This window comes from Pontibacter rufus (genome assembly GCF_015694705.1).
GTDB lineage: Bacteria > Bacteroidota > Bacteroidia > Cytophagales > Hymenobacteraceae > Pontibacter > Pontibacter rufus.
In genome coordinates this window covers 68,041-92,013 of record NZ_JADQDR010000004.1, presented here as the reverse complement: position 1 = coordinate 92,013, position 23,973 = coordinate 68,041, and the positions used below count along the sequence as shown (strand labels likewise).

The window sequence follows — 23,973 nt, the reverse complement described above, 5'->3', positions numbered from 1 at the left end:
TGTGTATTCTCATCCGGTCTCACTATAACACAGAACTATGGCTTATGAACCTGCAGGAGCGCCTGATTACTTTGATATCGACGAGCTGCTTACCGACGAGCACAAGCTTATCCGCCAGACCATGCGCGATTTCGTGAAGCGCGAAATCTCTCCCTACATCGAGCAATGGGCGCAGGAAGCGCATTTCCCTTCCGAGATTGTGAAGAAGTTTGGCGAAGTAGGTGCTTTTGGGCCGACGATTCCAGCGGAGTATGGTGGTGGCGGTCTCGATTATATCTCCTACGGCATTATTATGCAGGAAATTGAGCGCGGCGACTCCGGTATGCGTTCCACGGCTTCGGTGCAGGGCTCGCTGGTGATGTACCCGATTTACAAGTATGGCTCCGAGGAACAGCGCAACAAGTACCTGCCCAAACTGGCCAGTGGCGAGTGGCTCGGTTGCTTCGGCCTGACAGAGCCAGACTTCGGCTCAAACCCGGGCGGGATGGTGACCAACATCAAAGACATGGGCGACCATTACTTGCTGAACGGTGCTAAAATGTGGATTTCCAACTCGCCGGAATGTCAGGTGGCGGTTGTGTGGGCAAAGAACGAGGAAGGTCGCATCAAAGGCTTGATTGTGGAGCGCGGCATGGAAGGTTTCTCCACGCCCGAAATTCACAACAAATGGAGCCTGCGCGCCAGCACCACCGGCGAACTGGTATTTGATAATGTGAAAGTGCCGAAGGAGAACCTGCTGCCCAACATCGACGGCCTGAAAGGTCCGCTCGGCTGCCTCGATTCTGCCCGTTACGGTATTTCGTGGGGAGCCATCGGCGCGGCGATTGATTGCTACCAATCGGCCCTGAAGTATAGCCTGGAGCGCATCCAGTTTGACAAGCCCATCGGCGCTTTCCAGCTTACGCAGAAAAAACTGGCTGAAATGCTCACCGAAATTACCAAAGCGCAGCTGCTGGCCTGGCGGCTCGGCACGCTGATGAACGAAGGCAAAGCCACGACGCAGCAAATCTCGATGGCCAAGCGCAACAACGTAGACATGGCCCTGCACATCGCCCGCGAAGCACGCCAGATTCACGGCGGCATGGGCATCACCGGCGAGTACCCGATTATGCGCCACATGATGAACTTGGAATCCGTGATTACTTACGAAGGCACACACGACATTCATTTGCTGATAACGGGTGCGGATATTACCGGCATTCAGGCGTTTAAGTAATTAAAAATTGGGAATGAAGTATTATAGAGGAATTACAGTCACAAACTATTTGGCAACAGGCGATCCAGAGGGTGTGATTTTTGCTTACATGTCAAATTGGACTGGACAAGCAATTAAAATTCCTCGGAATCTTTTTGCTGATGCTAGAGATATCATTGAATTGCAGAGACCGGGTATTTACTTTCTTTTAGGACAAGATTTAGAAAATCCAGATGATAAATTGGTGTATGTAGGAGAGGCAAACAACTTGTCTGAGAGGCTTATTCAGCATTTAAGAGACTCTGATAAGTCATTTGCAGAAACTATTATTTGTTTTAGTTCTAAAGATGAAAACCTAACTGTTTCACATACAAAGTATTTAGAACAGAAGACGATCTCCCAAATTTCGAAATCAAGCGAATTCCGTCTTGTCAATAAAAAGGAAGGCTCATTAATCAACTTGCCCAAAATGGTACAGGATGAGATGGACACCTACTTTGATAATATGAGGGTTATACTTCCCTCATTAGGATATGCTGTTCTGCATGTTGATAATAAGTTAAAGTCTATTGAATTATTAAATAAACCTCAAGTTCTGAATATAGAAGTAGGTGGGTTCAAGGCAACAGCTATACTAACCTCAAATGGTATTGAAGTGCAGAAAGGAAGTGAAATGAATATAAAAGAAACGGCATCGCTGTCTGGGAGCTATTCTAACCTAAGAAAGACTTTGCATACCAAGAGTGTTGTTGAGGAAAAGAATGGAAAGTTTATCTTTTTAGAGAATTATGAATTTTCTAGTCCTTCAACTGCAGCCGCAATAATATTAGGGTATTCAGTTAATGGTAGAACTGCGTGGAAAAACAAGTTTGGGAAAACTCTTAAAGAAATTGAAGATGAAAAAATAAACCCCAAAGAGTAGTTCTTATCTAATTTTTTTGCTAATTGTATTAGATTTATAGATAATAAGTATAAAATAATTAGCAAAAAAGCGTAACTTCGTAGGTATAAATGGAGCAAAAAAGCAGCGGAAACTGTTACCTTCAGGTATAGCCAAAGCTGATTTTAAAGTATAAAGTATACCATGAGAGAAGATTATCTCACCGGCGAAAAAGAACAGATGTCGCCAGCCGAGCGCGACATCGACAAAGCGCTGCGTCCGCTCAGTTTCCGGGACTTTACGGGGCAGGATAAAATAGTAGAGAACCTGAAGATATTTGTGCTGGCAGCCAAACGCCGGGGCGAGGCGCTGGACCATGTGCTGCTGCACGGCCCTCCGGGGCTTGGCAAAACCACGCTCTCGCACATTATTGCTTCTGAACTGGATGCGGGCATTAAGATGACGTCGGGCCCGGTGCTGGACAAGCCCAGCGACCTGGCCGGCCTGCTGACCAACCTGGAAGCAAACGATGTGCTGTTTATCGACGAGATTCACCGCCTGAACCCGATTGTGGAAGAGTACCTGTACTCGGCCATGGAGGATTACAAGATAGACATCATGCTGGATTCCGGCCCGAACGCGCGCTCGGTGCAAATCAGCCTGAACCCTTTTACGCTGATTGGTGCCACCACCCGTTCCGGTTTGCTCACGGCTCCTTTGCGTGCCCGTTTCAGCATCAACTCGCGCCTGGAGTATTACGATGCCGAGCTGCTCACTTCCATTGTGAAGCGTTCGTCTTATTTACTGGGTGCGCCTATACATGAGGACGCGGCTTTTGAAATTGCCAGGCGTAGCCGCGGTACGCCCCGTATTGCCAACAACCTGCTGCGCCGTACCCGCGACTTTGCCCAGGTAAAAGGTGACGGCACCATAACCGTAGAAATAGCCAAATTTGCGCTGAATGCCCTGGATGTAGACCACAACGGCCTGGACGACATGGACAACCGTATTCTCAGCACCATCATTGATAAGTTTAAAGGCGGCCCCGTAGGACTTACGACCATCGCCACGGCTTGCGGCGAAGAATCAGAGACGATTGAGGAAGTATACGAGCCGTTCCTGATTCAGGAAGGTTACATCAAGCGCACCGCACGTGGCCGTGAAGCAACCGAGTTGGCTTACCGCCATTTAGGTAAAATTCCGCCGCAGGAGATTGCTTCCGGCGGATTATTCAGCCAGCCCGAAGTATAAAGAGCGTTGTTTAGTTGTTTTGTGATAAGTATAAAAAGCGGGCCATAAGCCTGCTTTTTATACTTATACCCTTTTTTGCCCTCGTCCCGACAACTGTCGGGACGAGGGCAAGGGCCTTACCGGATTGATTTGAAAAAGACATACTTGTTTATGATAGGTTTGCTGAAATAGTGGCGCAACAAACCCGGTAGGTTTTAAAAACCTACCGGGTTTAGAAATACTTACGTCTTCTTTATTTCAATTTAGTATAAGTAGAACGGGATTACAAATGCCGCCCAGCAGTAGTACCAGCATCTATAAGTAAGGCATGCAAGTATAAATGCACTCTAAAGACCTCGCGGTGTGCGCAGTTCCCGCGAGTGTCTGGACAACAGCCGTTGCTATGCTCAACCACTTAAAAGTCTTTTAAAATCAGGAGCCGGATTTATTTTACCGTAATTTTGTTTCTCTCAGAGTATAGCCGCTAAGTATAAGCGGCATCAAAGTATAAATCTTGAACAAGCAGCATTACACCCACCTGATAAAGCAGAAAGCAGGCGAACTGGGCTTTATGTACTGCGGCATCTCCAAAGCGGATTTTCTGGAGGAGGAAGCGCCACGGCTGGAGCGCTGGCTCAACCAGCACATGCACGGGCAGATGCACTACATGGAGAACCATTTCGACAAACGCCTGGACCCGCGCCTGCTGGTGGAGGGTGCCAAATCGGTGGTGTCGCTGCTGCTGAATTATTACCCGGAAAAGGAAAACCAGCAGCCGGAGGAGGATACCTATAAAATATCGAAGTATGCGTACGGCACCGATTATCATTTTGTGATAAAAGACAAAATGAAGGAGCTGCTGCAGTATATAAACGAGGAAATTGGAGAGGTCGGTGGCCGCTGTTTCGTGGATTCTGCGCCGGTGCTGGACAAGGCCTGGGCGAAAAAGAGCGGGCTGGGCTGGGTAGGCAAAAACTCAAACCTGATTACGCCGCAGGTGGGTAGCTTTTACTTTATCGCCGAACTCATCATTGACCTGGAACTGGAACCCGACGGGTCGATAAAAGATTACTGCGGCTCCTGCACCCGCTGCCTCGATGCCTGCCCGACAAACGCTATTACGGAGCCATACGTGGTGGATGGCAGCAAATGCATCTCCTACTTTACTATCGAACTAAAAGACCAGCTGCCGCCGGAAATGAACGGGAAGTTTGGGAACTGGGTGTTTGGCTGCGACATTTGCCAAGATGTGTGTCCCTGGAACCGCTTCAGCAAGCCACACCAGGAACCTGCCTTTGCCCCGCACCCGCAACTGAAGAATATGAAAACAAATGATTGGGAGGAGCTGACACAGGAAGTGTTTGCGCAGCTGTTTAAAAAATCAGCTGTGAAGCGCACCGGCTACAAGGGCCTGCTACGCAACATTCGTTTTGTGGAAGGCAAGGACTGATTAAGCCTGCGTTTTGGTGAAAACCTTGTTCAGAATGAGCAGGTACATGCCCGAAAACTGATCATAGCACCACTGCTTTAACTGTTGCAGTTCTTCTACTAATAAAACCTTCAAAGCCTTTCTCAGTTCTTTTTCAAACAACATTTTATCGAAGCTTACCTTCAACAGAATGGTCTTAACGTATTCTAACATTTTGATGAATGATAAATTGATTCTGATAGTTCTGAATACGGGAGTAGCTTGAAAAAGTGGCAGGTTTATAATAAAATTATACCAAATATACGGCTAACCTGTTTAGAGATAACCAGATAAGTATAAAAGGGAAGCCGGTGTACACCGGCTTCCCTTTTATACCTGGGCAAAGCGTTTAAAGCTTTACGCTTTGATGAACAAGGTGGCAATGGCAAGCACAGCATCCTTGCTTAATGGCTCATCAAAGGCTTCGGTTGCGTTGGCTGCAGACACCTTGGATACAGCTGTAATATCTACACCGGCCTGCATGGTTTCTGCCTCGCCGTCGTACACTGCCTGAGTGGGTGCTGGCATGCCGGCACCGCGTTCATCGCCCGTAATCCAGCCATTCAGGCCGCGGATTCTTCTGATGATGGAGGCATGCCGCGCTTCCACAGCATGTATCTGCAAAGCTGCCGTTAAAACATCACTGTTGCTTACCAGATTGCCTGCCTGGCCTTTGTAAGCGCGTACGCCTGTGTCCTCAAACGCCTGCGATATCGCCATGAAGGTTTGCGGATTAGAATTCCAGTCAGCAAAAGCGCCGCCAGCCGAGAAATCAAAGGTAGGTTTAGCTACAGGGGTGCCTTTCAGCGCCTTGATGGTATCTTCCAGAAACTTAACGTGAGCTGTTTCGTTCTTACTGACTTCCATAAAGAAGTTCTTGTTATCACCCAGGTTAAGCCCTGATGCGGCCAGGCCCTGGCTGTAAAACTCTGACTCCAGGTATTCCAGCGTCAGAGCGAAGTTCAGCACATCCAGCACACCACCGGTAGACTGCCCATAAGCTTTCTTAAACATGGAACCCATCGCCAGTGGCACCGCGGCAACCGCTACTTTTTTGCCAAAGCTGCCGAAGCTGCTCATGGCGCTGCGGCGGGAGGAAAGTCTTTCGTATACATCGCCGTCAACTTTCTCAATATCCTGTATAATCTTAAATATATTCATTTCTCTGTTCCTCCTCTTATTTAGGTAAATTGCTGTAATTGATTTTGGTTTTGATGTAAGGGCCGGCAGCTGCCAGAACTTTATCCGGCATTAAGGCTCTGTCGAGGCCGTTCATATCAATCAGTTCTTCCCCAAATTTCCGGGCATTGTTACCCATCAGGTCGTGTATGGCAGCAGCGTGGCGTGCCTCTACGGATACAATTTTACCGGCCAGCAGGAGGTAGGTAAGACCATTGCCGGAGTCTGTAAAGAGCTTGCCGGCACCGTTGTAGGCAGCAACTCCCAGATCCTCGAAAGTCATGGCTGTGGTGAGCACACTGTTCTTGTCAGAGAAATTAATTTTGCTGAAGTCCACTTCCAGGCCGCTGATAGCTTTGTCGCCGAGGGCAGCTTTAAAGAATTCGCGGTGGGCTACTTCGTGTGCTTTGATGTCCATCATCACCTTCATCTCATCCGAAGAAAGGGCACCGGCCGATTTGGCAACTACTTCGGTATAAAAAGCAGCTTCGAGTTGTTCCAGCGCATAGGCATAGTTCAGGATACCTATATCGCCGGAGCCAAGGTCAACACCGTCCATGGTGGGAGGCATTGGATCAATGTCGTCGTCATCGTTACAGGCAGTAAGCAACAGGGCAGCAGCTGCGGCAGTGCCGCCGGCATACCTAAAGAATGCGCGTCTTTGCATAGGGCTCTGGAGTGCTTTGCCAAGGCCGCCCTGGTTGTTCTCCTCAGGCGTTGTCAGTTTAGTCATAATTTTATCTTTTAGTTTGTTAATAGAACCACCTCCGCAAAAGACCGCAACAGCAGTGACCCCCTGCAAAGTATAAGAACCTACGGCGCCGTTTTGCAGCCGGATTGCGGGCTGCTATAAAATAATTTGCACCGCCGGTTCGGGTATAACAGGGAGCTGTGGTACAGGTAAACCGAAATAAAAGAGCAACATGCCCTGTTTTATAGTTGCTGGGGCAGGAGAAGCGGTATGTGGGTACAGGATTTGGTGGAGATGCCCGTAAAACTTCAGCTTTTCGGGCAGCAGGTTTTAAGTATAAACCGGTATAAAATACTCCGGTATAGGCCCCAATTTTATACACAAAGCGATTTAGTCTCTGGCCGGGCTGGTTGTTCGGTGGCTTTTATAGGGGTGCTGCTATGCAATACCGGCATATATACTTAACTTTGGCTGTTATACTTTATACTTAAAAGCGGCACTGCCTTATGCGCTTTCTTGCCCTGCTTCTTTTATCTTATGTTATACTTGCCCTGCCTGCGCGGGGCCAGCAGGTAAGTATTGAGTTGGGCAAAAGCCCGGTACCCATTAACCAGTACTATACCATATCTATCAAGCTGCAGAACCAGCCGCTGAAAGACTACACACCTTTTCCGGACATTGAAGGTTTTAAAAAGAGCAGCAAGTTTTCGTCTACCAAAACCATTATTACCGGCGGCACCACAACCACCATCCTGACCATCACCCAAAACTATGCGGCGCTGGAAGAAGGTACGTATGAGCTGAAGCCTTTTACAATGAAGGTGAACGGGCAGACGGTGCAGTCGGCGGGCATGCAGTTAAAAGTGCTGCCCATGACGGCAAACTCGCCCCAGGGCATCAACCTGCCGAACCTGATTGCGCCCCAGGCGCCTGATCCGGTAGCCGAGGCCCAGCCCGAATTTATCGAGAAAGAAGATAACGCTTTCCTGACGCTTTATACCAGCAAAAAGGAAGTATTTGTGGGCGAAGGTGTTACCGCATCGCTATACTTTTACCTGGCCGAAGAAGATCAGCGCCTGCTCGATTTTTATGATTTCGCCAACCAGATGTCGGACATTATACAGCAATTGAAACAGCCAAACGCCTGGGAAGAAAGATTTGACTTTGCTGAGATAACACCTGAAAACGTAACGATAAAAGGCGTACCTTATCTGCGTTTTAAGCTTTATGAAGCGGTGTTATACCCTTTAAACAGCGAACCCCTCCATTTCCCGGCGCTGACGCTGAAGATGATAAAGTATAAAGTGGCCAAAAACCCGAACCTGGTGGCCGAAGACAGGCAGGAAGGTTTTAAAACCTTTTATGCCAGGGAGAAGGTGGTGCCCGTACGCGAGCTGCCCCCGCATCCGCTGCGCGACATGGTGCCGGTAGGAGATTACAGCCTGCACGAGCGGCTATCAGGGAAAAGTGTGCAGGTAGGCAAAAGCGTCACTTACCAGTTTCAGATAGCGGGCGAGGGCAATCTGGCTGCTATTATGCCGCCTGTGCCAACCCCGCCGCCCGGCCTCGATTTTTATCCGCCGGATGTGCGGCAGGATGTTACGCGGCGTAGCGGGCGGGTACTGGGGTCCAAAACATTCAGCTATACGGTGCTGCCGCGCGAGCCAGGCAGTTACCAGATGCGCAAAGCCTTGCAGTGGATTTATTTTAACCCCGCCACCGCCCGGTACGATACGTTGCATCCCACGCTGGCGCTGCGCGTTACCGGTGTGCAGGACGATGACGCCCTGGTGCTGTCAAGGGATTTGGGTACATTTTATAACATTATCGAAAACGAAGACGATACGCTGGTAAGCCTGCACCTGTTTGATCAGGTAAAGCAATATGCCAATATCATTCTGATGGTGCTGCTGGCGGTTTCAGCCATTGTCTTCCTCAAAAAATAACATCATGAGCAACTCTTACGGAACCATATTCCGCATTACCACCTTTGGCGAATCGCATGGCCCGGCAGTGGGCGTTATTGTAGACGGATGCCCGGCCGGGCTCGACATCAGCATCGAAGAGATTCAGCACGCATTGGATCGCCGCCGGCCCGGTCAGTCTAAAATTACCACACCACGCCAAGAGGAAGATAAGGTAAACATACTCTCGGGTATTTTTGAGGGCAAAACTACCGGTACACCTATCACCCTGGTGGTAAACAATAAAGATCAGGCCAGCAAAGACTACAGCCACATCGAACACGCTTTCCGGCCATCGCACGCCGACTATACTTACACCACCAAGTATGGCACGCGCGATTACCGTGGTGGTGGCCGCAGCTCTGCCCGCGAAACAGTAGCGCGCGTGGCGGCCGGTGCACTGGCGGCCAAATTGCTGCAGCAGCATGGCATTACGGTACAGTCGTATGTGTCGCAGGTGGGAAGTATAAAGCTGCAGGACTCTTATGACAAGCTTGATCTGACTAAAATTGATACGAACATCGTACGCTGCCCGGACGGTAAAACTGCTGCCCGCATGATCGGTTTGATAGAAGGTGCCCGCGACAGCCTCGATACCATCGGCGGCGTGGTGAGCTGTGTGATAAAAGGTACGCCGGCAGGCCTCGGAGAGCCCGTTTTTGATAAGCTGCACGCAGAGCTGGGCAAGGCCATGCTCAGTATAAATGCGGTGAAAGGCTTCGCCTATGGCAGCGGTTTTGAGGGCGTAAAGATGCGCGGCTCCGAGCACAACGACCAGTTTTATACCGATGAAGCCGGCAACATACGCACCCGCACCAATCACTCCGGCGGCATCCAGGGCGGCATCAGCAACGGGCAGGATATTTACTTTGATGTTGCCTTTAAGCCCGTTGCCACCATCCTGCAGCCGCAGCAAACCATAAACGATGCCGGCGAAGACATCACTCTGAAAGGTAAAGGTCGCCACGATCCTTGTGTGTTGCCGCGCGCCGTGCCTATCGTGGATGCCATGGCTGCCCTGGTGCTTGCCGACTTCCTGCTGCGCCGGCAGGCTAACAAAGTATAAAATATGCGAATCAGGGTTAAAATCCTTGTTGCGCTTAGCTACCCGAAGTTCTTCGGGACAGGCCGGTTACCTCTGCTGCCGAAGGATAACTTCTTTGCTGGTGCGAGCTTGTAGCTCATACTTTTTTCCTATAGATGTGAAGGTACGAGCTACAAGCTCGCGCCAGCATAGGAGCAACAGCAGAGACTAAGCCTTATTATACTTGCCTGGCCAGAAAAACGCAAAACTTTCTCGTAAGGAATCCAAGTCAATATAATTCAAATTGTAACTCCTGATTCGCATTAATTAATAATTCCTTACTTAAATAAGTCTGCAGACACATAGCCCCATTACTCCAACTCCTCCCGATGCGTAATGGGGCGGCAAATACCATCTGCTAAAAGTATAATCCTGTGGCTTATTTCCAGTACGGATTGGTACTGATGGTCGGTGATGATAAAGCCCTTGGAAGGTAGGTGTGCCAGCAGCAGTTCCTGTATTTGGCTTACATACAAGGGCTCTATACCTGAAAAGGGCTCATCCAGCAGCAGGAATTTAACATCGAGTTGCAGCAGGAGCAATAACGAAAAGTAGCGCTGTTCTCCCTTCGATAGTTCATGGGCGTGCTTAATTAAATGTGGCTGCACCCGTTCATCCCGTTTCACTGCCGCGCGCCTCGCCGGATCAGGTAAGTATAGGTTTACGATTTTATCAAGCTTGCTATCCTGTGGCAGAAAGTTGTGCTGCGGCAGGTATGCCAGCTGGCCGGGCACTTTATAAGGTGCCTGGTATACGTTCCCGTCGATGCAGATGTGCTTGTCGTCAGTATGCCTGGTGCCGAAGATGATTTGCAGCAGCGTGGATTTTCCGCAACCGTTCCGGCCCAGCAAGCTAACTATTTCGCCTGTCGCACAGCTCAGGTATACATCCGTTAGCAGCTGCCTTTCGCCGATACGGTAGCGCACGCTGTCAACTTCCAGTTTGTGCGGCATACAGGTATAACTTTAAGGTGAACAGCAGCAAAACCAGCAGCGCATTCATACCATAGGAGGCTGCAATCAGGTAAATCTTGCTTAAGCTTTGGTTGTAATAAAAGTAGTACTGGTTGCTGTGGCGTTGTTCAAACAGGTATAAGGCAAGTATAAATCCGCCAGTCAGCAAACTCAGGCTGAAACCGTTGATCATGCCGGTAAAAACCTGTTGCGGAAACATGCATCCGGTCAGGCTTGCCAGCAGCGAAAACGGCAGGTTAAAGCGCAGCAGACTTTTGTGGTAGTGGAGCAGCAGTTTCAGTTGGTGCATCAGCAGGTCTTAAGCTGATGAAGATAAGTATAAATCTGATAATTCCGCTAAAGCAAAAGCCGCCCTGCTAAGCAGAAGCGGCTTGAGTTAAGTGTCAGGCTACTAGTGTTAAAACAGCTCCAGGTGCACCACCAGGTACCAGATCAGAATCAGAGCCGGTAGCAGGAACGGGATGGAGTATTTGAACACATAAGCGAAGAAAGACGGCATTTTGATGCCTGCGCTCTCGGCAATGGCTTTTACCATGAAGTTTGGCCCGTTGCCAATGTAGGTAAAGGCGCCGAACAGTACCGATGCAAGCGAAATAGCCTCCAGCAGTACTGTGGTGTGGCCGCCTACGCCAGTGCCTGTTGCAAACTGGCGCACTTCCACGATGCTGTTCTGGGCCATGTCAAACTTGGCCATACCCAGCGACAGAAAGTTGGCATAGGTCGGGGCATTGTCCAGGAAGCCTGAAAGCGAACCTGTAGCCCAGTACAGGAAGTTCGGCGTGATATAACCTGCATACTCCGGCGACGAGGCAATGGCAGCCGAGAGCTGCAGTGCCGGCATCATCGTAAAGAAAATACCAAAAAAGAGGAACACCACTTCCAGAATGGGATGGAAGCTGAATTTGTTGCCTGCCAGGGCCGTCTTGCTTGAATAACGATAGCAGAAAAAGGCGGCCGCCAGCTGAATTACTTCGCGGAGGTAAGAGAATCTGCTGCCATCATAAGAGATGTGCGGCAGCCCGTCTATCACATTCGGGTCCAGGAAAATGGCGCCGATAATGATAGCCAGCCAGAAAAGGTTGCGTTTGCCGCTGACGTAAAACTCCGTCTTTTCCCTGTTGCGGGCTACCACAGCCGGATCTGGTGTAAACTCGGTTTCTTTGTTGCGGCTGTCTATAATATAAAAGAAAAGACTAAGTAAACTGATGGCCAGCAGCCAGGGAAAAAACAAGTGCTGCAATGTCCAGAAAAAAGGTACGCCTTTCAGGAAACCGATAAACAGCGGCGGATCTCCGAGCGGCGTCAGCAGGCCGCCGGCATTGCTCACAATAAAGATAAAGAAGATGATCTGGTAAGGCTTGATGCGGTGCACGTTCATCCGGATAAACGGCCGGATGAGCAGCAGCGAAGCGCCCGTGGTACCGACCAGATTAGCCAGCATGGCCCCAACCATCACGATGGCCACATTCATGAGTGGGGTAGCATTGGCGTTGATGTTGATGTAAATGCCACCGGCCGCGATGTAGAGCGAACTGAGCAGCACAGCAAACGACAGATACTCAAAAAAAGTATGGATGGGCATGTGGTGATTCTGCAGTGCAAACAGGTAATAAGCCAGCACGGTCAGACCCAGCGTAATGGCTATTTTCCGGTAATTGTGCTCCCAGAAATGGCCGAAAAGTACAGGGCCGCTGGCAATCAGCCCGATGAGCAGCAGAAAAGGAATAATCAGAAATGGCGGAACATCGTGTGCTGTTTGCGCAAGCAGGATAAGGTTGTTAAGCATATAGTTTATGTGCAGGTTTTCGTCAGGACTAAAATGAACGGCACGCAAAGTTACATTTTCTGAGCTAAAATGCTATGTGCCCTTCGTGTTTATACCTTGCCTGCCCGCCACGCAACGGCATGAGCTGTTTACTTATCAGAAATATTACTTAATTTTGGAAACTTTAAGGCACAGCTAAAAGTTTTAAATTAAAACAGAGATATCTCATGATAGACAATAAAGAAAAAACGGTTTCGGTTTATGCTGAGGCTAACCCAAACCCGGAGTCGATGAAGTTCGTGATGAACGTTACCTTTCTGCCAGAAGGCCAGAGCGTAGACTACCCCACGCTGGAGAGCGCCCTGGAATCGCCATTGGCACAGGAGCTTTTTAATTTCGATTATGTTTCGCGCGTGTTCATCGCCAGCAACTTTGTTACGGTAACCAAAAATACTACTATTGAGTGGGTAAAGCTGATCCCGGAACTGCGTGCTTTCCTTAAATCATATGTTGAAGCAGGTGGTCCTGTCTTTACTGAAGGCTTTGATGCCGGCAGAAAAGCGACTGATGCTAATCATGCCGATGCTTCGGAGGAGGACACTGTTGTTGCTAAAAAAGTAATCGACTTGCTGGATAACTATGTACGCCCGGCAGTAGAGCAGGACGGCGGTAACATTACTTTTAAATCTTATAATAAAGGTGTGGTAACCGTACACCTGCAGGGCTCCTGCAGCGGCTGCCCGTCTGCAACCGTTACCCTTAAAGCAGGCATCGAAAACCTGCTGAAGCGCATGGTGCCGGAAGTAACCGAAGTGGTAGCCGACGGCGTAACAGTATAAAGTATACTTCTAACATCCATATAAATAAAATATAAACAGGAAGGCCGGTTCTGCAAAGAACCGGCCTTCCTGTTTGATAAAGTTAAAGTTTTGCCGGCACTGTTTGGTGCCGGCAAAAGTATGTTAGGCCCGTTGTGCCAGCTTAGCGCTGGTTGCAGGCTCTTTGTCCTCTTTCATGGTATCTACCACAATTGGTGAGGCAATAAACAGCGAAGAGTAAGTACCGAATACTACACCGATCAGCATTGCAAACGAGAAGCCGCGCAGCACTTCACCACCGAAGATAAACAACACCAGCACTACCAGGAACACCGTTGAGGAGGTGATGATGGTACGGCTGAAGGTACTGATCAGGGCGGGGTTTACTACATCGCGCACACGCAGGCGCGGGTTATCGTGCATGTACTCCCGGATACGGTCGAAGATTACCACGGTATCGTTGATGGAGAAACCGATAATGGTCAGCACCGCTGCGATAAATACCTGGTCAATCTCGAAAGAGAGGCCAAATAAATCGCAGATAGCGAAGATGGCAATAATCATCAGGGAGTCGTGCAGCAAGGCTAATACGCCGCCCAAACTGAACTGCCATTTTCTAAAGCGAACCATCACATAAATAAAGATACCTACCAGCGATAGTAGTACCGCAATCAGGGCTGTGTTCTGGATATCATCGGCTATACTTGCGCCAACTTTAGAGGAACTCAGTATTTGCGGGTTCAAGCTGCCATACTCCTGCAAACCGTTTAGGAGCGCTGTTTTTACCTGCGCATCAGCTTCCACGCTTTCGTCATTGGCCAGCCAGCTTGTTGTAACTTTCAGGCGGTTAGAGGCGCCGAATGTTTTTACTTCCGTACCCTCATTTTTGAAATCATCTACCAGGGCATTGCGCACACCTGTAGCCGGAACAGCATCATCAAAACTTACCACGTAAGAGCGGCCACCCGTAAAATCAACACCTAGGTTTGGACCGCCGTTGATGGCCATGGCCACAAAGCCAAGCACGATGATGGTAGCAGAGAAAATATAAGCTGGTTTTCTCCACTTCAGCACATCAAAGTTAACATTCCGGAAAAGGTTATCAGCGAGTGCGGTAGAGAAAGAAAGCTTCTTGCCGTTCTTGAAAGTTGCTTCGATAAACAGCCTGGAGATGTACACAGCCGTGAAGAAGGAAGTAACAATACCGATCATCAGCGTAATGGCAAAGCCTTTTACCGGGCCTGAACCGAAGAAGTACAGGATAAAGCCTGCCAGGAAGGTCGTTACGTTGGCATCAAAAATGGTCATGAAAGCGCCTTCATAGCCTTTGTTAATTACCTCCCGTATGCTCAGGCCTTTGGCTGCTTCCTCGCGCATACGCTCAAAAATCAGCACGTTGGCATCCACCGCCATACCCAGTGTCAGCACGATACCGGCAATGCCCGGCAGCGTAAGTGCCGCACCAAACTGAGCCAGTATACCCAGGATGAAGAACACGTTAAAAATCAGGGCCAGGTCAGCAATAAAACCGCCACGGCTGTAGTAAGCAACCATGAAAACAACCACCAGCAGTAAGCCCGCTGCAGTAGAGATCAGGCCTTGGTTGATGGCTTCCTGGCCGAGTGAAGGACCTACCACGGCCTCTTCTACAATACGGGTAGGAGCGGGCATCTTACCAGCCTTCAGGATGTTAGCCAAATCCTGCGCTTCTTCAATCGAGAAATCGCCGGTGATGGAGGAACTGCCACCTGTAATTTCGCCCTGCACCACGGGGGCAGAGTATACATAGTTGTCGAGCACAATGGCTACCTGGCGGCCAACGTTGTCACCGGTCAGGCGGGCCCATTTCTTGGCGCCTGTCGGCGTCATCGTCATGGTAATTTCAGGGCGGCCGTTCTGGTCATAATCCTGTCGTGCGTCGTTAATTACGTCGCCTGACATCGGCGCTTTGCCGCCGCGGCCTTTCTTGATAGCATAAAATTCTACGAATTCCTGCTTGTTATCGCCCGGTATGGCTTTAACACCCCACAGGAACTTCATGTTAGGCGGGAATATGGCACGTACTTCCGGACGGTCGAAGATGTCGTTTATTTTAGCTGTGTCGCGCACGTTGGCGCCAAGGCCGCCGGGCATCTGCGTGAACAGACTGGACAGAACGCCTGTTTGTGCTGTCTGCATCGAGTCGAGTGCAGCAGAGTCGGATTTTGTCTTGTCAGTAGCAGCCAGGGCAGCGGAGTCGGCGCCGGCTGCAGCTTGTGCCAGCACATCTTCGGTGGCAGTGCTGGTTAGGCTGTCTGGTTTGGCAGCGGCCGCGGCCAGGGCATCATCTGCTTGTTTTGCAGGTGCAGTGGTCGTGTTGGCCAGGTTCAGCTTGCCGGATTCCTGCTGCTTGTTCAGGTATTCACTCAGCTGCATAAAGTATGGGCTGTATTCCTGTGGCGACCATACTTCCCAGAACTCCAGGTTGGCCATGCCCTGCAGCAGGTTACGCACACGGTCAGGGTTATCTATACCCGGCAACTCAATCTGAATACGGCCGGAGCCTTTCAGGCGCTGTATGTTGGGCTGGTTTACCCCAAACTTGTCGATACGGGTACGCAGGATGTTAAAAGAGCGCTCAATGGCATCTTCTACCTCCTTGCTGATAACGTCGAGCACTTCCTCGTTCGTAGATTCGTAGCTGATTTTGCCACGGTTGGCTGTGTTGGAGAAGATGCGGCTCAGCTTGCCGTTTGGCTCAATCTCGCGGTAAGCTTCACCAAACAGCGTTGTGAAACGCTCCTGGCTGCTTTTCTGCAATTCCTGCGCACGATCAAGCGCTTTCAGGAAATTAGGATCTTTGCTGTTACCGGACATGGACTTGATGATCTCTACCGGCGATACTTCCAGCACCACGTGCATGCCGCCTTTCAGGTCGAGGCCAAGGCCCAGTTCGTTCTCTTTTACCTCCTGGTAAGTATAGCCCATAAATACAGGCTCTTTCCATACCGAGTCGAGGTAAGCCTGTTTTTTAGCCATATCTACAATGCCCTGTGCATTGGTAGCATAAGCCTCGGCGTCCTGCTGCACGTTGCGTGCCACCAGCGAAAACGACAGGTAGTACAGGCATAGCGCTGATACAATCACTGTCAGGATGATTATAATGGTTTTATTCCGCATTTTTGTTGATAGAAATGTATTAGTAAAAAAATGATGATGCTATAGATAAGTTATGCCCTGGTTTTCAGACAACTGAAAAAAGTGCCTGCCCCGTTGCGGCAAATCAAAATATTTGCTGCAACAGAACAAAAATCAGTGCACAGGAAATGAAATAAAAGAGGTGACAGCGCAGATTAGGGAGCGTTGGGCTGTATGGTAACCGGAAAAAGCTGTGCTGCAAAACCTGCCCCGGCCGGAACAGCTGAAGCTACAGGCAGCGCCTCGTTGGTGGGGGCAGCAAAGTCCGGCAGCGGCAGCGGTTTTAAAACCTGCTGCAGGTTCAGGGTGGTAAAAGAGGTGGTTGCCTCCAGCGATACCGTTTGCTTTACGAGGGTTTTCTTCTCGTTTTTAGCTTTTGTATGCAGCTGCATGTCAGCCTGCTGCTCTGTTGCCGGGGCAGCAGCGCTATAAGCCACTACCTCATGCCCGTTGAGCATCAGGGCCCAAAGCAGCGTGAACGACACCAGAAGGTATCTGAAGTAGCAGGATATGTTTTTTATGCTTGGCATGTACTGACATGTAGAAAAGCAAATGTAATGCCTTTTTCCGGAAAAAAAGAAATCTCTAGCGGTTTATCTCAATAAAGCGCTTAATGTCCTGCTTTTTACCAATAAGTATCAGGATGTCAGTAGGGTAGATGATGGTGTCGGCTTTGGGTACGCCGATGATGTGCTCTACCTCGGTTGGCTTGCCGTCCAGTATCTCCTCAAAAAAGCGCTTGATGGTAATCATATTGATGTTATACTTCTCACGCAGCGATATTTTGGCGAGGCTCTTGTTGGCAATGCCTTTCGGGGTGCTTATTTCTACAATCTCGTAGTTGTCGGGCAGCGGCAGAAAGGTACGTATACTGGGCTGCAGCAGGCGTTCGGCCACCGTTGTGCCCACCTCTCCCTCCGGCGAAAGCACTTCCTGAACGCCCATTTTCTCAAGGATACGGCGCTGCTGCTTGTTGGAGGCGCGCGTAATTACACGCTTGATGTTAAGCTCCTGCAGGTTGGCGGCCGCAATAAGCACAGCTTCAAAATCTTCGCCTATGGCCACTACCACGGCGTCCATGTCCTGTATGTTCTGGGCTTCCAGCGCCCGTATGTCGGTGGCGTCTAGCTGCACGGCATAGGCTACATCGTCTTTTATGGCCTCTACGTGCTCCTGATCATTGTCGATGGCCAGCACCTCGGCGCCGCGCTCTGCCAGCGTGCGTGCAATAGAGTTGCCAAACACTCCCAGCCCGATAACCGCAAACTTGTGCCTCATGCCTTTACTTTTGTATTTAAAAATGTAGTCAGAACATCCAGCCCCCTCTCAAAATTAAGGTTGTTGGGAATAATGATGTCCGCATCGTTTTTATACGGCTTGATGTATTTTTCGTAAGTGGGCGCTACATGGTTGGTGTAGCGGTACAGCACATCGTCCAGATCGTAGCCGCGCTCGATGCGGTCGCGTATAATGCGGCGCTGCAGTTTTATGTATTCTTTGGCGTCGATGTATACTTTCAGGTCCAGCAGCCGGGCAACTTCTTCAAAATAAAACACGAAAATGCCCTCCACCACCACAATGGGCGCAGGCCGGAATTCCAGCTGGCGGGGTACTACGTTGGGGTTGTTAAAGGTGTACTCGGTGCGGTAAACGGTTTCGCCCTGGCTCACCTTCAGAATGTCATGGGCGTAAGCTTCGTCATCAATGCAGGAAGGCAGGTCGAAATTTACTACACCGTTCAGATCTTTGGTTTGGTGCTCGCGCGCTTTATAATAATTATCCTGTGAGATCAGGCAAATGCTTTCGGGGGCGAATGCAGCCAGCAGCTTATTCAAAAAAGTAGTTTTTCCTGAAGCGCTGCCTCCTGTAATTCCGACGATGAAGGGCTTTTGCATAGGAAGCTATAGTTTCAGGCTACAAAAGTATGACTTTAGGCCGTAAGTGACCACAGCTGCGTCGAATAAATTTGGCCCGGCCTTAATGCTCCTTCAAAAAGGCCACCAACTGCTGCACGGCGCGGCCGCGGTGACTGATGGCATTCTTTGCATCGGCGCTCATTTCGGTAAAAGTCTGGTTATAACCTTCGGGCGTAAAAACCGGATCGTAGCCAAAGCCCAGGTTGCCTTGCCAGGTTGTGGCAATCGTACCGTTTACAATGCCTTCAAACTGATGCTCCTGTCCGTCCAGCAACAGGGTTATACTTGTCCGGAAACGTGCTTTGCGGTTTTCCTGGTTATGGAGGTTTTGCAGCAGCAGGTTAATGTTGTCGGCATCGGAGCGCTGCGGGCCGGCATAGCGGGCTGAGTATACGCCGGGCGTGCCTTGGAGCGCTTCCACTTCCAGGCCGGTGTCGTCGGCAAAGCAGCTTACTTTATAGTGGTGCCATACATAAGCAGCTTTTTGCCTGGAGTTTCCCTCCAGCGTGTCCTGTTCTTCCGGCAGTTCTTCGTGGCAGCCGATATCCTGCAGGCTCAGCAGTTTATACCTGCCTTCCAGCATCCGGCTTACCTCTGCCAGTTTGTGCTTGTTGTTGGTGGCAAAGCAGAGTTGTTGCATGTTCGTTTATCGGTTTTCGTTTTCAGAAAATGGTGCAGGCTTAAGTATTGGGACACTATTAGTTTAAATTACTTTGTCATCCTGAAAGGATCCTGTGGGCAAGCCGCAAAGACTTGACCTCCCTTCTACCAGGTTTCTTTCAGAATGACAAAGAGCGCACATGGTTTAAATTAACATTGTATAATCACTTAATATCTATGACTTAATGGTTCAGCTGTTCAATGGTTAAATCTTTGCTTCGGCAACTGCAGATTTACCATTAAACCTTAATGCAGGAAAGCGCCGTACTCTTCCTCGCCCTCCAGTACTACCTGCACATGCTCGCGCAGCGTGGTGGCCAGCGAGTAGCCGGTGTAGGCCGCGGCAATAGGGTACAAGGTATGGTGGCGGTTTACGAGCGTGGCTACCTCCAGCTTTTTGAGGTTGTGCTGCAGCAGCGCGTTTAAAGTATAAGCCAGCGTTTTGCCGGTATTCAGCACATCATCCACCACCACCACTACTTTGCCTTCCAGCGCAGCTTGTTCGGGTTGCAGCGCCACAGGCATGTTCAGCGGATATGCTTTGTCGACCGAAATGGAAAGCAACTGCACGCGGATAGGAGAGATGGCTGCTATCTTTTCGGCCAGTATGCCTGCCAGAGTATAGCCATTGGGTTGTATGCCGCCCAGCACAATATCCTGCTCCTTAAAATTGCGTTCGTATATTTCGTAAGCTATGCGGGTGAGTTTCTGGTCAATCTGGGCCTTGTCCAGGATGCGGTTGTGGTGTGGTGTAATCATAGCAGGAGGCTTTGTTTGGGCCCTGGCGGGCGGTCAGGGCAAATGTAAGAAGATATTTGCAGCGGCGCGCAGGGCAGCGGCCGAAAATAATTTAATAGCGGACATTTTACTTTAACAAATTTCTTGTTAAATTTGCAGTCCGAAACAGAATTAAGGTTAATTAACGTTTATACTAATGAAACAAGGCATTCACCCGGAGTACAGAGACGTGGTTTTTCAGGATACTTCCAGCGATTACAAATTCATCACGCGTTCCACGATGACTTCTGATGAAAAAATCACGATGGAAGACGGGAAGGAATACCCGGTTATCAAAGTAGAAGTTTCTTCTGCTTCGCACCCGTTCTATACAGGTAAAAACATTTTTGTGGATACTGCCGGCCGCGTAGAGAAGTTCAACAGACGCTACAAGCAATAAGCAGCTTTTCCCGGTTAAAACGTTTTAAAAGAAAAGTCTTCCTGATTAATTTAGGAAGACTTTTTTATTTTCGCCTTTATGAATATCATTCTTTTCGACGAGCCCTCCATCCGGGAGGATTTGCTCCCGCTCACCTTCACCCGCCCGGTTGCGGAAATCCGGATAGGTATACTTACTGTTGCAGAGAAGTGGCAGCAATGTGCTGTGGCGCCGGTGTCTTACCTCACCGCGCCATACCTGCAGGGCAAGTATGGCCGGCAGCAGCACAGCCAGAACTACTATATAAACGGCGCCTTGCTGCCAACACCGGCGCTGGTGGCGGAGATCCGGTCGCTGGCCCTGGGCGAGGCGCTGTACAGCGGAGATACATTGCTGGCGCTGAATGCTGATGGGCAGGAATTACAATCATCCGCTGACCTGATCGCTGCCGCCGCGCGCCGCCGCGACAGTTCTGAAAACTGCCTGCTGGTGCGTAATGTATGGGACATCTTTGTGCTGAACGGCGATCAGATCCGCAGCGACTTTAAGATGCTGACCGAAGGCCGCCAGAGCCAGCCTGTAAACGATAAGTTTACCGCGGTATATGGCGAGGAAAATATCTTTATAGAAGAAGGTGCAAAAATAAAAGCTGCCGTGCTGAATGCTGAGGACGGCCCAATCTACATCGGCAGGGATGCACAGGTGCTGGAAGGCGCACTGATACGGGGGCCGTTTGCCTTGTGCGAGGGCAGCCACGTAAGTATGGGCGCCAAAATGCGGGGTGACATCACCATCGGGCCTTTCTCTAAAGTAGGCGGCGAAGTAAGCAATTCTGTTATTTTTGGCTACACCAGCAAGGGGCATGACGGCTACCTGGGCAACTCGGTGCTGGGCGAGTGGTGCAACCTGGGGGCCGACACCAACACCTCGAACCTGAAAAACAATTATGCCAACGTAAAGGTATGGAACTATGCCAAAGGTGGTTTTAAGGATACGGGTCGGCAGTTCTGCGGCCTTATCATGGCCGATCACAGCAAGTGTGGCATCAACACCATGTTTAACACGGGCACCGTGGTGGGCGTGAGCGCCAATATCTTCGGTTCAGGGTATCCCCGCAATTTTATCCCTTCGTTTAGCTGGGGCGGCAGTGCCGGTTTCGAGACCTACCAGTTGCGCAAAGTATACGAGGTAGCCGAAAAAGTCCTGCAGCGCCGCAATCACAAATTCGATGAAACTGAAAAAGCCATACTTGACGAGGTGTTTGAACAAACACAGCAGTACCGGGTATGGGACAGGGCTTAATTGTTGGATGGATGAAAGAAAGCTACCGTGTTGCAGGATTGATAAACTTATTTCTGTTACAATTGTTACCTAATCAGGTAACTTAAAGATATGGATAAGGAGAGACAGGTAGTTGCCTATAAAAGATACTTTCTTGATTTTTATGAAGCTCAATCAGATAAAGTACAAAGGAAAATCGAATGGACTTTAAAGCTGATAAAGACAACGTTGAATGTTCCTGATAAATATTTCAAGCATATAGAAGGAACAAAAGGGTTGTAAGAGATACGCGTAGAATATGGAGGAAACATTTACCGCATCTTCTCCTTCTTTGACAAAGGAAATCTGATTGTTTTAGGGAATGGTTTTCAAAAGAAGACGCAAAAAACACCTAAAAGTGAGATTGAAAAGGCTATCAGGATAATGGAGGAATACCATCATGAAAAATAAGAATATAATTACCCTGGATGAACTCCTTGATAAGAAATACGGCAAAAGGGGAGCACCGGCGCGCGAGCAATGGGAGCAGGAATATGAGGCTTTTACAATTGGCGTAATGATTGAAGAAGCCCGAAAAAAGATGAACATGACCCAGGAGCAGTTGGCAGAGAAATGCGGTACCAATAAATCCTACATCTCAAGAATAGAAAATAATGCTTCGGATATAAGATTATCAACCTTAATGAAGATAATACAAAAAGGGTTTGGCGGGCATTTAAAACTAACTTTAGAAATTTAAGCAAGAAGTAATATTTTTATTCCAATGCAATGCGCAAAACGTGTAATGACTAAGCAGCCTTTATGATGAACACCAAGCTACTAATGTCTGCCAGTGCAATAGTGATGGCTTTGATAGGAATAAGCCTGACTTTTCTGCCAGATGAGATTTCAGTTTATCTTAATGTGGAGGCAACAGGGTGGCTTCCGTTAATCTTACAGCTTTTGGGCGCGCTTTACTTTGCTTTCGCGATGCTTAACTGGATGGCAAAAGGGAACCTTATCGGTGGAATATATAGCCGCCCTGTGGCTGTGGCCAACTTTGCGCACTTTTTTATAGGTGGGCTTGCGCTCCTTAAAGCAGCTGTTGCCGGCCCGGGTTTAGTCAGCGTCTGGGTAGCAGGAATTGTTTATGCTGCATTTGCGCTACTTTACGGCATCGTACTTTTCCGGCACCCGTTAAAGAGTTGAAATTTTAATTCCTGTTGCCTTTAACAGCAATTTATACCTGCGCCACTAACCTACCGATCAGCAAGCATATCAGGAGCAGGCAGAAAGCCAAATACGAAACATTTTCTTAATTTGCCATCTGTAATTCTCCGTTTATACTTCATTAACCTCATCAAGCTTTGCAGTTCTCACAGATTATAGGCCACCAGGAAACAAAGCTGCTGCTACGCAAATCGGTGCAGCAGAACCATGTGGCGCACGCGCAGCTGTTTCTGGGGCAGGAGGGAAGCGCTAACCTGGCGCTGGCGCTGGCCTATGCCACCTACATCAACTGCGAAAGCAAACTGCCCGACGATTCATGTGGAACGTGCGGCAGCTGCCTGAAAATGAACAAGCTGGTGCATCCGGATTTTAACTTCGTGATGCCTGTCACCACAACCAAAAACGTTAGCAAAGAAGCGCTGAGCCAGAAATTTCTGACGGAGTGGCGCCAGTTTATACTTGCCAGCCCTTACCAGGGCTTTAACGACTGGATGCAGCACATCGGTGCGGAAAACAAGCAGGGCAACATCTCGAAAGAGGAAAGCCGCCAATTGGTAAAGCTGGTGTCGCTGAAGGCTTTTGAAGGCGATTATAAAATCGTGCTGATCTGGCTGCCGGAACTGATGCATCCTGCAGCCGCCAACGCCCTGCTGAAACTGCTGGAGGAGCCGCCGGTCAAAACGCTGTTCCTGCTCGTTTCGCAGTCGGCCGAGAAACTGCTGGCTACCATCACTTCGCGCACGCAGATTATGCAGGTGCGCAGCTTTACCGAGGAGGAAGTAGTGACCCACCTGCAGCAAAAGTATGGCGCCGATGAAGCTACCGCCTACCAGATTGCGCAACTGGCTGAAGGCAACCTGAGTGCCGCGGCCAAGCTTACTTCCGAAATCAGCAGCGACTATTTCTCGTTTTTCCTGGATTGGATGCGCCATTGCTATAGCCACAAATATGGCGAGGTGATTGAGATGAGCGACCGGTTTCAGGCGCTGGGCCGCGAAAACCAGAAAAATTTCCTGCTTTATGCCCTTAACTTATTCCGGAAAGTGATGTTGTATGGGGTAGATGCTTCGCTGATTTCGTACCTGCCGCCTGCCGAGCTGGACTTTGTGCAGAAGTTTTCCAAGGTAATTACCGAAGGCAACGCCGGGCAACTGGCCGAAGAATTAAACCAAGCCCACTACCATATCGAGCGAAATGCGAACCCGAAGATGGTATTTGTCGATAGTTCTATACAAATGGCCGGTTACCTGCGTGGCTTAATTTAACTGTTGTTCATTCATGGTTGCTTGTTCATCGTTTGTGAAGGGTAAGCTGTTAAGGAAACAG

At 49.4% G+C, this 23,973-nt stretch carries 26 protein-coding genes; 14 read left to right on the top strand and 12 right to left on the bottom strand.

Going from position 1 to position 23,973, the window contains the following annotated elements; all coding sequences use genetic code 11:
* Positions 1–37: 37 nt before the first annotated feature.
* From I2I11_RS08370 to queG, 4 genes are all read left to right on the top strand, one after another.
* Positions 38–1,216, top strand: coding sequence for an acyl-CoA dehydrogenase family protein (locus I2I11_RS08370; protein WP_196267242.1), 1,179 nt, complete (start codon positions 38–40; stop codon positions 1,214–1,216).
* 13 nt (positions 1,217–1,229) lie between these two features.
* Complete coding sequence (locus I2I11_RS08365) at positions 1,230–2,117, top strand: GIY-YIG nuclease family protein (RefSeq protein WP_196267241.1); 888 nt, start codon at positions 1,230–1,232, stop codon at positions 2,115–2,117.
* 162 nt (positions 2,118–2,279) lie between these two features.
* Positions 2,280–3,326, top strand: coding sequence for a Holliday junction branch migration DNA helicase RuvB (gene ruvB / locus I2I11_RS08360; RefSeq protein ID WP_196267240.1), 1,047 nt, complete (start codon positions 2,280–2,282; stop codon positions 3,324–3,326).
* Positions 3,327–3,819: 493 nt separating this feature from the next.
* A complete protein-coding gene (gene queG / locus I2I11_RS08355) occupies positions 3,820–4,755 on the top strand; it encodes a tRNA epoxyqueuosine(34) reductase QueG (RefSeq protein ID WP_255531358.1) in 936 nt (311 codons plus the stop codon).
* Here queG and I2I11_RS08350 read toward each other — a convergent pair whose 3' ends face one another.
* The 3 genes from I2I11_RS08350 to I2I11_RS08340 form a co-directional block, all read right to left on the bottom strand.
* Complete coding sequence (locus I2I11_RS08350) at positions 4,756–4,947, bottom strand: hypothetical protein (protein WP_196267239.1); 192 nt, start codon at positions 4,945–4,947, stop codon at positions 4,756–4,758.
* Between the two features lie 183 nt (positions 4,948–5,130).
* On the bottom strand, positions 5,131–5,934 hold the full coding sequence (locus I2I11_RS08345; protein ID WP_196267238.1) for a ferritin-like domain-containing protein: 804 nt from the start codon (positions 5,932–5,934) through the stop codon (positions 5,131–5,133).
* A gap of 16 nt (positions 5,935–5,950) precedes the next feature.
* Positions 5,951–6,685: a ferritin-like domain-containing protein gene (locus I2I11_RS08340; RefSeq protein ID WP_370582949.1), complete on the bottom strand. Its 735-nt coding sequence runs from the start codon at positions 6,683–6,685 to the stop codon at positions 5,951–5,953.
* Between the two features lie 464 nt (positions 6,686–7,149).
* Here I2I11_RS08340 and I2I11_RS08335 point away from each other — a divergent pair, with 464 nt between their 5' ends.
* Both I2I11_RS08335 and aroC read left to right on the top strand, forming a co-directional pair.
* A complete protein-coding gene (locus I2I11_RS08335; protein ID WP_196267237.1) occupies positions 7,150–8,589 on the top strand; it encodes a BatD family protein in 1,440 nt (479 codons plus the stop codon).
* A 4-nt stretch (positions 8,590–8,593) separates the two neighbouring features.
* Complete coding sequence (aroC, locus tag I2I11_RS08330) at positions 8,594–9,673, top strand: chorismate synthase (RefSeq protein WP_196267236.1); 1,080 nt, start codon at positions 8,594–8,596, stop codon at positions 9,671–9,673.
* Positions 9,674–10,002: 329 nt separating this feature from the next.
* Here aroC and I2I11_RS08325 read toward each other — a convergent pair whose 3' ends face one another.
* The 3 genes from I2I11_RS08325 to I2I11_RS08315 form a co-directional block, all read right to left on the bottom strand.
* Positions 10,003–10,644: an ATP-binding cassette domain-containing protein gene (locus I2I11_RS08325; RefSeq protein ID WP_196267235.1), complete on the bottom strand. Its 642-nt coding sequence runs from the start codon at positions 10,642–10,644 to the stop codon at positions 10,003–10,005.
* Complete coding sequence (locus I2I11_RS08320) at positions 10,622–10,954, bottom strand: hypothetical protein (protein ID WP_196267234.1); 333 nt, start codon at positions 10,952–10,954, stop codon at positions 10,622–10,624. Before I2I11_RS08320 ends, I2I11_RS08325 begins: the two co-directional genes overlap by 23 nt.
* A 108-nt stretch (positions 10,955–11,062) precedes the next feature.
* Positions 11,063–12,451 (bottom strand): sodium:proton antiporter, encoded by a 1,389-nt coding sequence (locus I2I11_RS08315; protein ID WP_196267233.1) that lies wholly within the window; start codon positions 12,449–12,451, stop codon positions 11,063–11,065.
* A 206-nt stretch (positions 12,452–12,657) separates the two neighbouring features.
* On the opposite strand from I2I11_RS08315, the gene I2I11_RS08310 reads away from it, so the two are divergent.
* Positions 12,658–13,269, top strand: coding sequence for a NifU family protein (locus I2I11_RS08310; protein WP_196267232.1), 612 nt, complete (start codon positions 12,658–12,660; stop codon positions 13,267–13,269).
* A 123-nt stretch (positions 13,270–13,392) separates the two neighbouring features.
* On the opposite strand, the gene secDF is transcribed toward I2I11_RS08310, so the two are convergent.
* The 6 genes from secDF to I2I11_RS08280 form a co-directional block, all read right to left on the bottom strand.
* The gene (gene secDF, locus I2I11_RS08305) at positions 13,393–16,407 is read right to left on the bottom strand and encodes a protein translocase subunit SecDF (RefSeq protein ID WP_196267231.1); all 3,015 of its coding nucleotides are present in this window, start codon (positions 16,405–16,407) and stop codon (positions 13,393–13,395) included.
* A 173-nt stretch (positions 16,408–16,580) separates the two neighbouring features.
* Positions 16,581–16,955, bottom strand: a complete 375-nt coding sequence (locus I2I11_RS08300; protein WP_230679980.1) for an RNA methyltransferase — start codon at positions 16,953–16,955, stop codon at positions 16,581–16,583.
* Positions 16,956–17,010: 55 nt separating this feature from the next.
* Positions 17,011–17,703, bottom strand: coding sequence for a potassium channel family protein (locus I2I11_RS08295; protein WP_196267230.1), 693 nt, complete (start codon positions 17,701–17,703; stop codon positions 17,011–17,013).
* The gene (locus I2I11_RS08290) at positions 17,700–18,320 is read right to left on the bottom strand and encodes a uridine kinase family protein (protein ID WP_196267229.1); all 621 of its coding nucleotides are present in this window, start codon (positions 18,318–18,320) and stop codon (positions 17,700–17,702) included. The genes I2I11_RS08295 and I2I11_RS08290 overlap by 4 nt, the downstream gene beginning before the upstream one ends.
* Before the next feature lie 82 nt (positions 18,321–18,402).
* Entirely contained in the window at positions 18,403–18,981 is a 579-nt protein-coding gene (locus tag I2I11_RS08285; protein WP_196267228.1) for a non-canonical purine NTP diphosphatase, read from the bottom strand.
* Between the two features lie 266 nt (positions 18,982–19,247).
* Positions 19,248–19,760, bottom strand: a complete 513-nt coding sequence (locus I2I11_RS08280) for a phosphoribosyltransferase family protein (RefSeq protein ID WP_196267227.1) — start codon at positions 19,758–19,760, stop codon at positions 19,248–19,250.
* Between the two features lie 175 nt (positions 19,761–19,935).
* On the opposite strand from I2I11_RS08280, the gene I2I11_RS08275 reads away from it, so the two are divergent.
* From I2I11_RS08275 to I2I11_RS08250, 7 genes are all read left to right on the top strand, one after another.
* Positions 19,936–20,178 carry a type B 50S ribosomal protein L31 gene (locus I2I11_RS08275; protein ID WP_196267226.1) on the top strand — a complete coding sequence of 81 codons (243 nt, stop codon included), beginning with the start codon at positions 19,936–19,938 and terminating at the stop codon, positions 20,176–20,178.
* Positions 20,179–20,256: 78 nt separating this feature from the next.
* Positions 20,257–21,459 (top strand): GlmU family protein, encoded by a 1,203-nt coding sequence (locus I2I11_RS08270; RefSeq protein WP_196267225.1) that lies wholly within the window; start codon positions 20,257–20,259, stop codon positions 21,457–21,459.
* A 90-nt stretch (positions 21,460–21,549) separates the two neighbouring features.
* Positions 21,550–21,720: a hypothetical protein gene (locus I2I11_RS21550; protein ID WP_370582948.1), complete on the top strand. Its 171-nt coding sequence runs from the start codon at positions 21,550–21,552 to the stop codon at positions 21,718–21,720.
* Positions 21,721–21,723: 3 nt separating this feature from the next.
* Positions 21,724–21,888 (top strand): type II toxin-antitoxin system RelE/ParE family toxin, encoded by a 165-nt coding sequence (locus I2I11_RS21545; protein WP_370582955.1) that lies wholly within the window; start codon positions 21,724–21,726, stop codon positions 21,886–21,888.
* Entirely contained in the window at positions 21,878–22,177 is a 300-nt protein-coding gene (locus tag I2I11_RS08260; protein ID WP_196267224.1) for a helix-turn-helix domain-containing protein, read from the top strand. The genes I2I11_RS21545 and I2I11_RS08260 overlap by 11 nt, the downstream gene beginning before the upstream one ends.
* A gap of 62 nt (positions 22,178–22,239) precedes the next feature.
* Positions 22,240–22,626, top strand: coding sequence for a hypothetical protein (locus tag I2I11_RS08255; protein WP_230679979.1), 387 nt, complete (start codon positions 22,240–22,242; stop codon positions 22,624–22,626).
* A gap of 158 nt (positions 22,627–22,784) precedes the next feature.
* Positions 22,785–23,912 (top strand): DNA polymerase III subunit, encoded by a 1,128-nt coding sequence (locus I2I11_RS08250; protein ID WP_196267223.1) that lies wholly within the window; start codon positions 22,785–22,787, stop codon positions 23,910–23,912.
* The last annotated feature ends 61 nt before the right edge of the window (positions 23,913–23,973 follow it).

Excerpts from the sequence above, each read along its gene's own strand:
- I2I11_RS08275 (WP_196267226.1), top strand. The coding sequence starts at position 19,936 with ATGAAACAAGGCATTCACCCGGAGTACAGAGACGTGGTTTTTCAGGAT.
- I2I11_RS08290 (WP_196267229.1), bottom strand. The coding sequence starts at position 18,320 with ATGCAAAAGCCCTTCATCGTCGGAATTACAGGAGGCAGCGCTTCAGGA.
- I2I11_RS08255 (WP_230679979.1), top strand. The coding sequence starts at position 22,240 with ATGATGAACACCAAGCTACTAATGTCTGCCAGTGCAATAGTGATGGCT.
- I2I11_RS08315 (WP_196267233.1), bottom strand. The coding sequence starts at position 12,451 with ATGCTTAACAACCTTATCCTGCTTGCGCAAACAGCACACGATGTTCCG.
- I2I11_RS08345 (WP_196267238.1), bottom strand. The coding sequence starts at position 5,934 with ATGAATATATTTAAGATTATACAGGATATTGAGAAAGTTGACGGCGAT.
- I2I11_RS08260 (WP_196267224.1), top strand. The coding sequence starts at position 21,878 with ATGAAAAATAAGAATATAATTACCCTGGATGAACTCCTTGATAAGAAA.
- aroC (WP_196267236.1), top strand. The coding sequence starts at position 8,594 with ATGAGCAACTCTTACGGAACCATATTCCGCATTACCACCTTTGGCGAA.
- I2I11_RS08320 (WP_196267234.1), bottom strand. The coding sequence starts at position 10,954 with ATGCACCAACTGAAACTGCTGCTCCACTACCACAAAAGTCTGCTGCGC.
- I2I11_RS08295 (WP_196267230.1), bottom strand. The coding sequence starts at position 17,703 with ATGAGGCACAAGTTTGCGGTTATCGGGCTGGGAGTGTTTGGCAACTCT.
- I2I11_RS08335 (WP_196267237.1), top strand. The coding sequence starts at position 7,150 with ATGCGCTTTCTTGCCCTGCTTCTTTTATCTTATGTTATACTTGCCCTG.
- I2I11_RS08300 (WP_230679980.1), bottom strand. The coding sequence starts at position 16,955 with ATGCCAAGCATAAAAAACATATCCTGCTACTTCAGATACCTTCTGGTG.
- I2I11_RS08340 (WP_370582949.1), bottom strand. The coding sequence starts at position 6,685 with ATGACTAAACTGACAACGCCTGAGGAGAACAACCAGGGCGGCCTTGGC.
- I2I11_RS08370 (WP_196267242.1), top strand. The coding sequence starts at position 38 with ATGGCTTATGAACCTGCAGGAGCGCCTGATTACTTTGATATCGACGAG.
- I2I11_RS08270 (WP_196267225.1), top strand. The coding sequence starts at position 20,257 with ATGAATATCATTCTTTTCGACGAGCCCTCCATCCGGGAGGATTTGCTC.
- secDF (WP_196267231.1), bottom strand. The coding sequence starts at position 16,407 with ATGCGGAATAAAACCATTATAATCATCCTGACAGTGATTGTATCAGCG.
- I2I11_RS08280 (WP_196267227.1), bottom strand. The coding sequence starts at position 19,760 with ATGATTACACCACACCACAACCGCATCCTGGACAAGGCCCAGATTGAC.
- I2I11_RS08285 (WP_196267228.1), bottom strand. The coding sequence starts at position 18,981 with ATGCAACAACTCTGCTTTGCCACCAACAACAAGCACAAACTGGCAGAG.
- I2I11_RS08350 (WP_196267239.1), bottom strand. The coding sequence starts at position 4,947 with ATGTTAGAATACGTTAAGACCATTCTGTTGAAGGTAAGCTTCGATAAA.
- I2I11_RS21550 (WP_370582948.1), top strand. The coding sequence starts at position 21,550 with ATGGATAAGGAGAGACAGGTAGTTGCCTATAAAAGATACTTTCTTGAT.
- ruvB (WP_196267240.1), top strand. The coding sequence starts at position 2,280 with ATGAGAGAAGATTATCTCACCGGCGAAAAAGAACAGATGTCGCCAGCC.
- I2I11_RS08325 (WP_196267235.1), bottom strand. The coding sequence starts at position 10,644 with ATGCCGCACAAACTGGAAGTTGACAGCGTGCGCTACCGTATCGGCGAA.
- I2I11_RS08310 (WP_196267232.1), top strand. The coding sequence starts at position 12,658 with ATGATAGACAATAAAGAAAAAACGGTTTCGGTTTATGCTGAGGCTAAC.
- I2I11_RS08365 (WP_196267241.1), top strand. The coding sequence starts at position 1,230 with ATGAAGTATTATAGAGGAATTACAGTCACAAACTATTTGGCAACAGGC.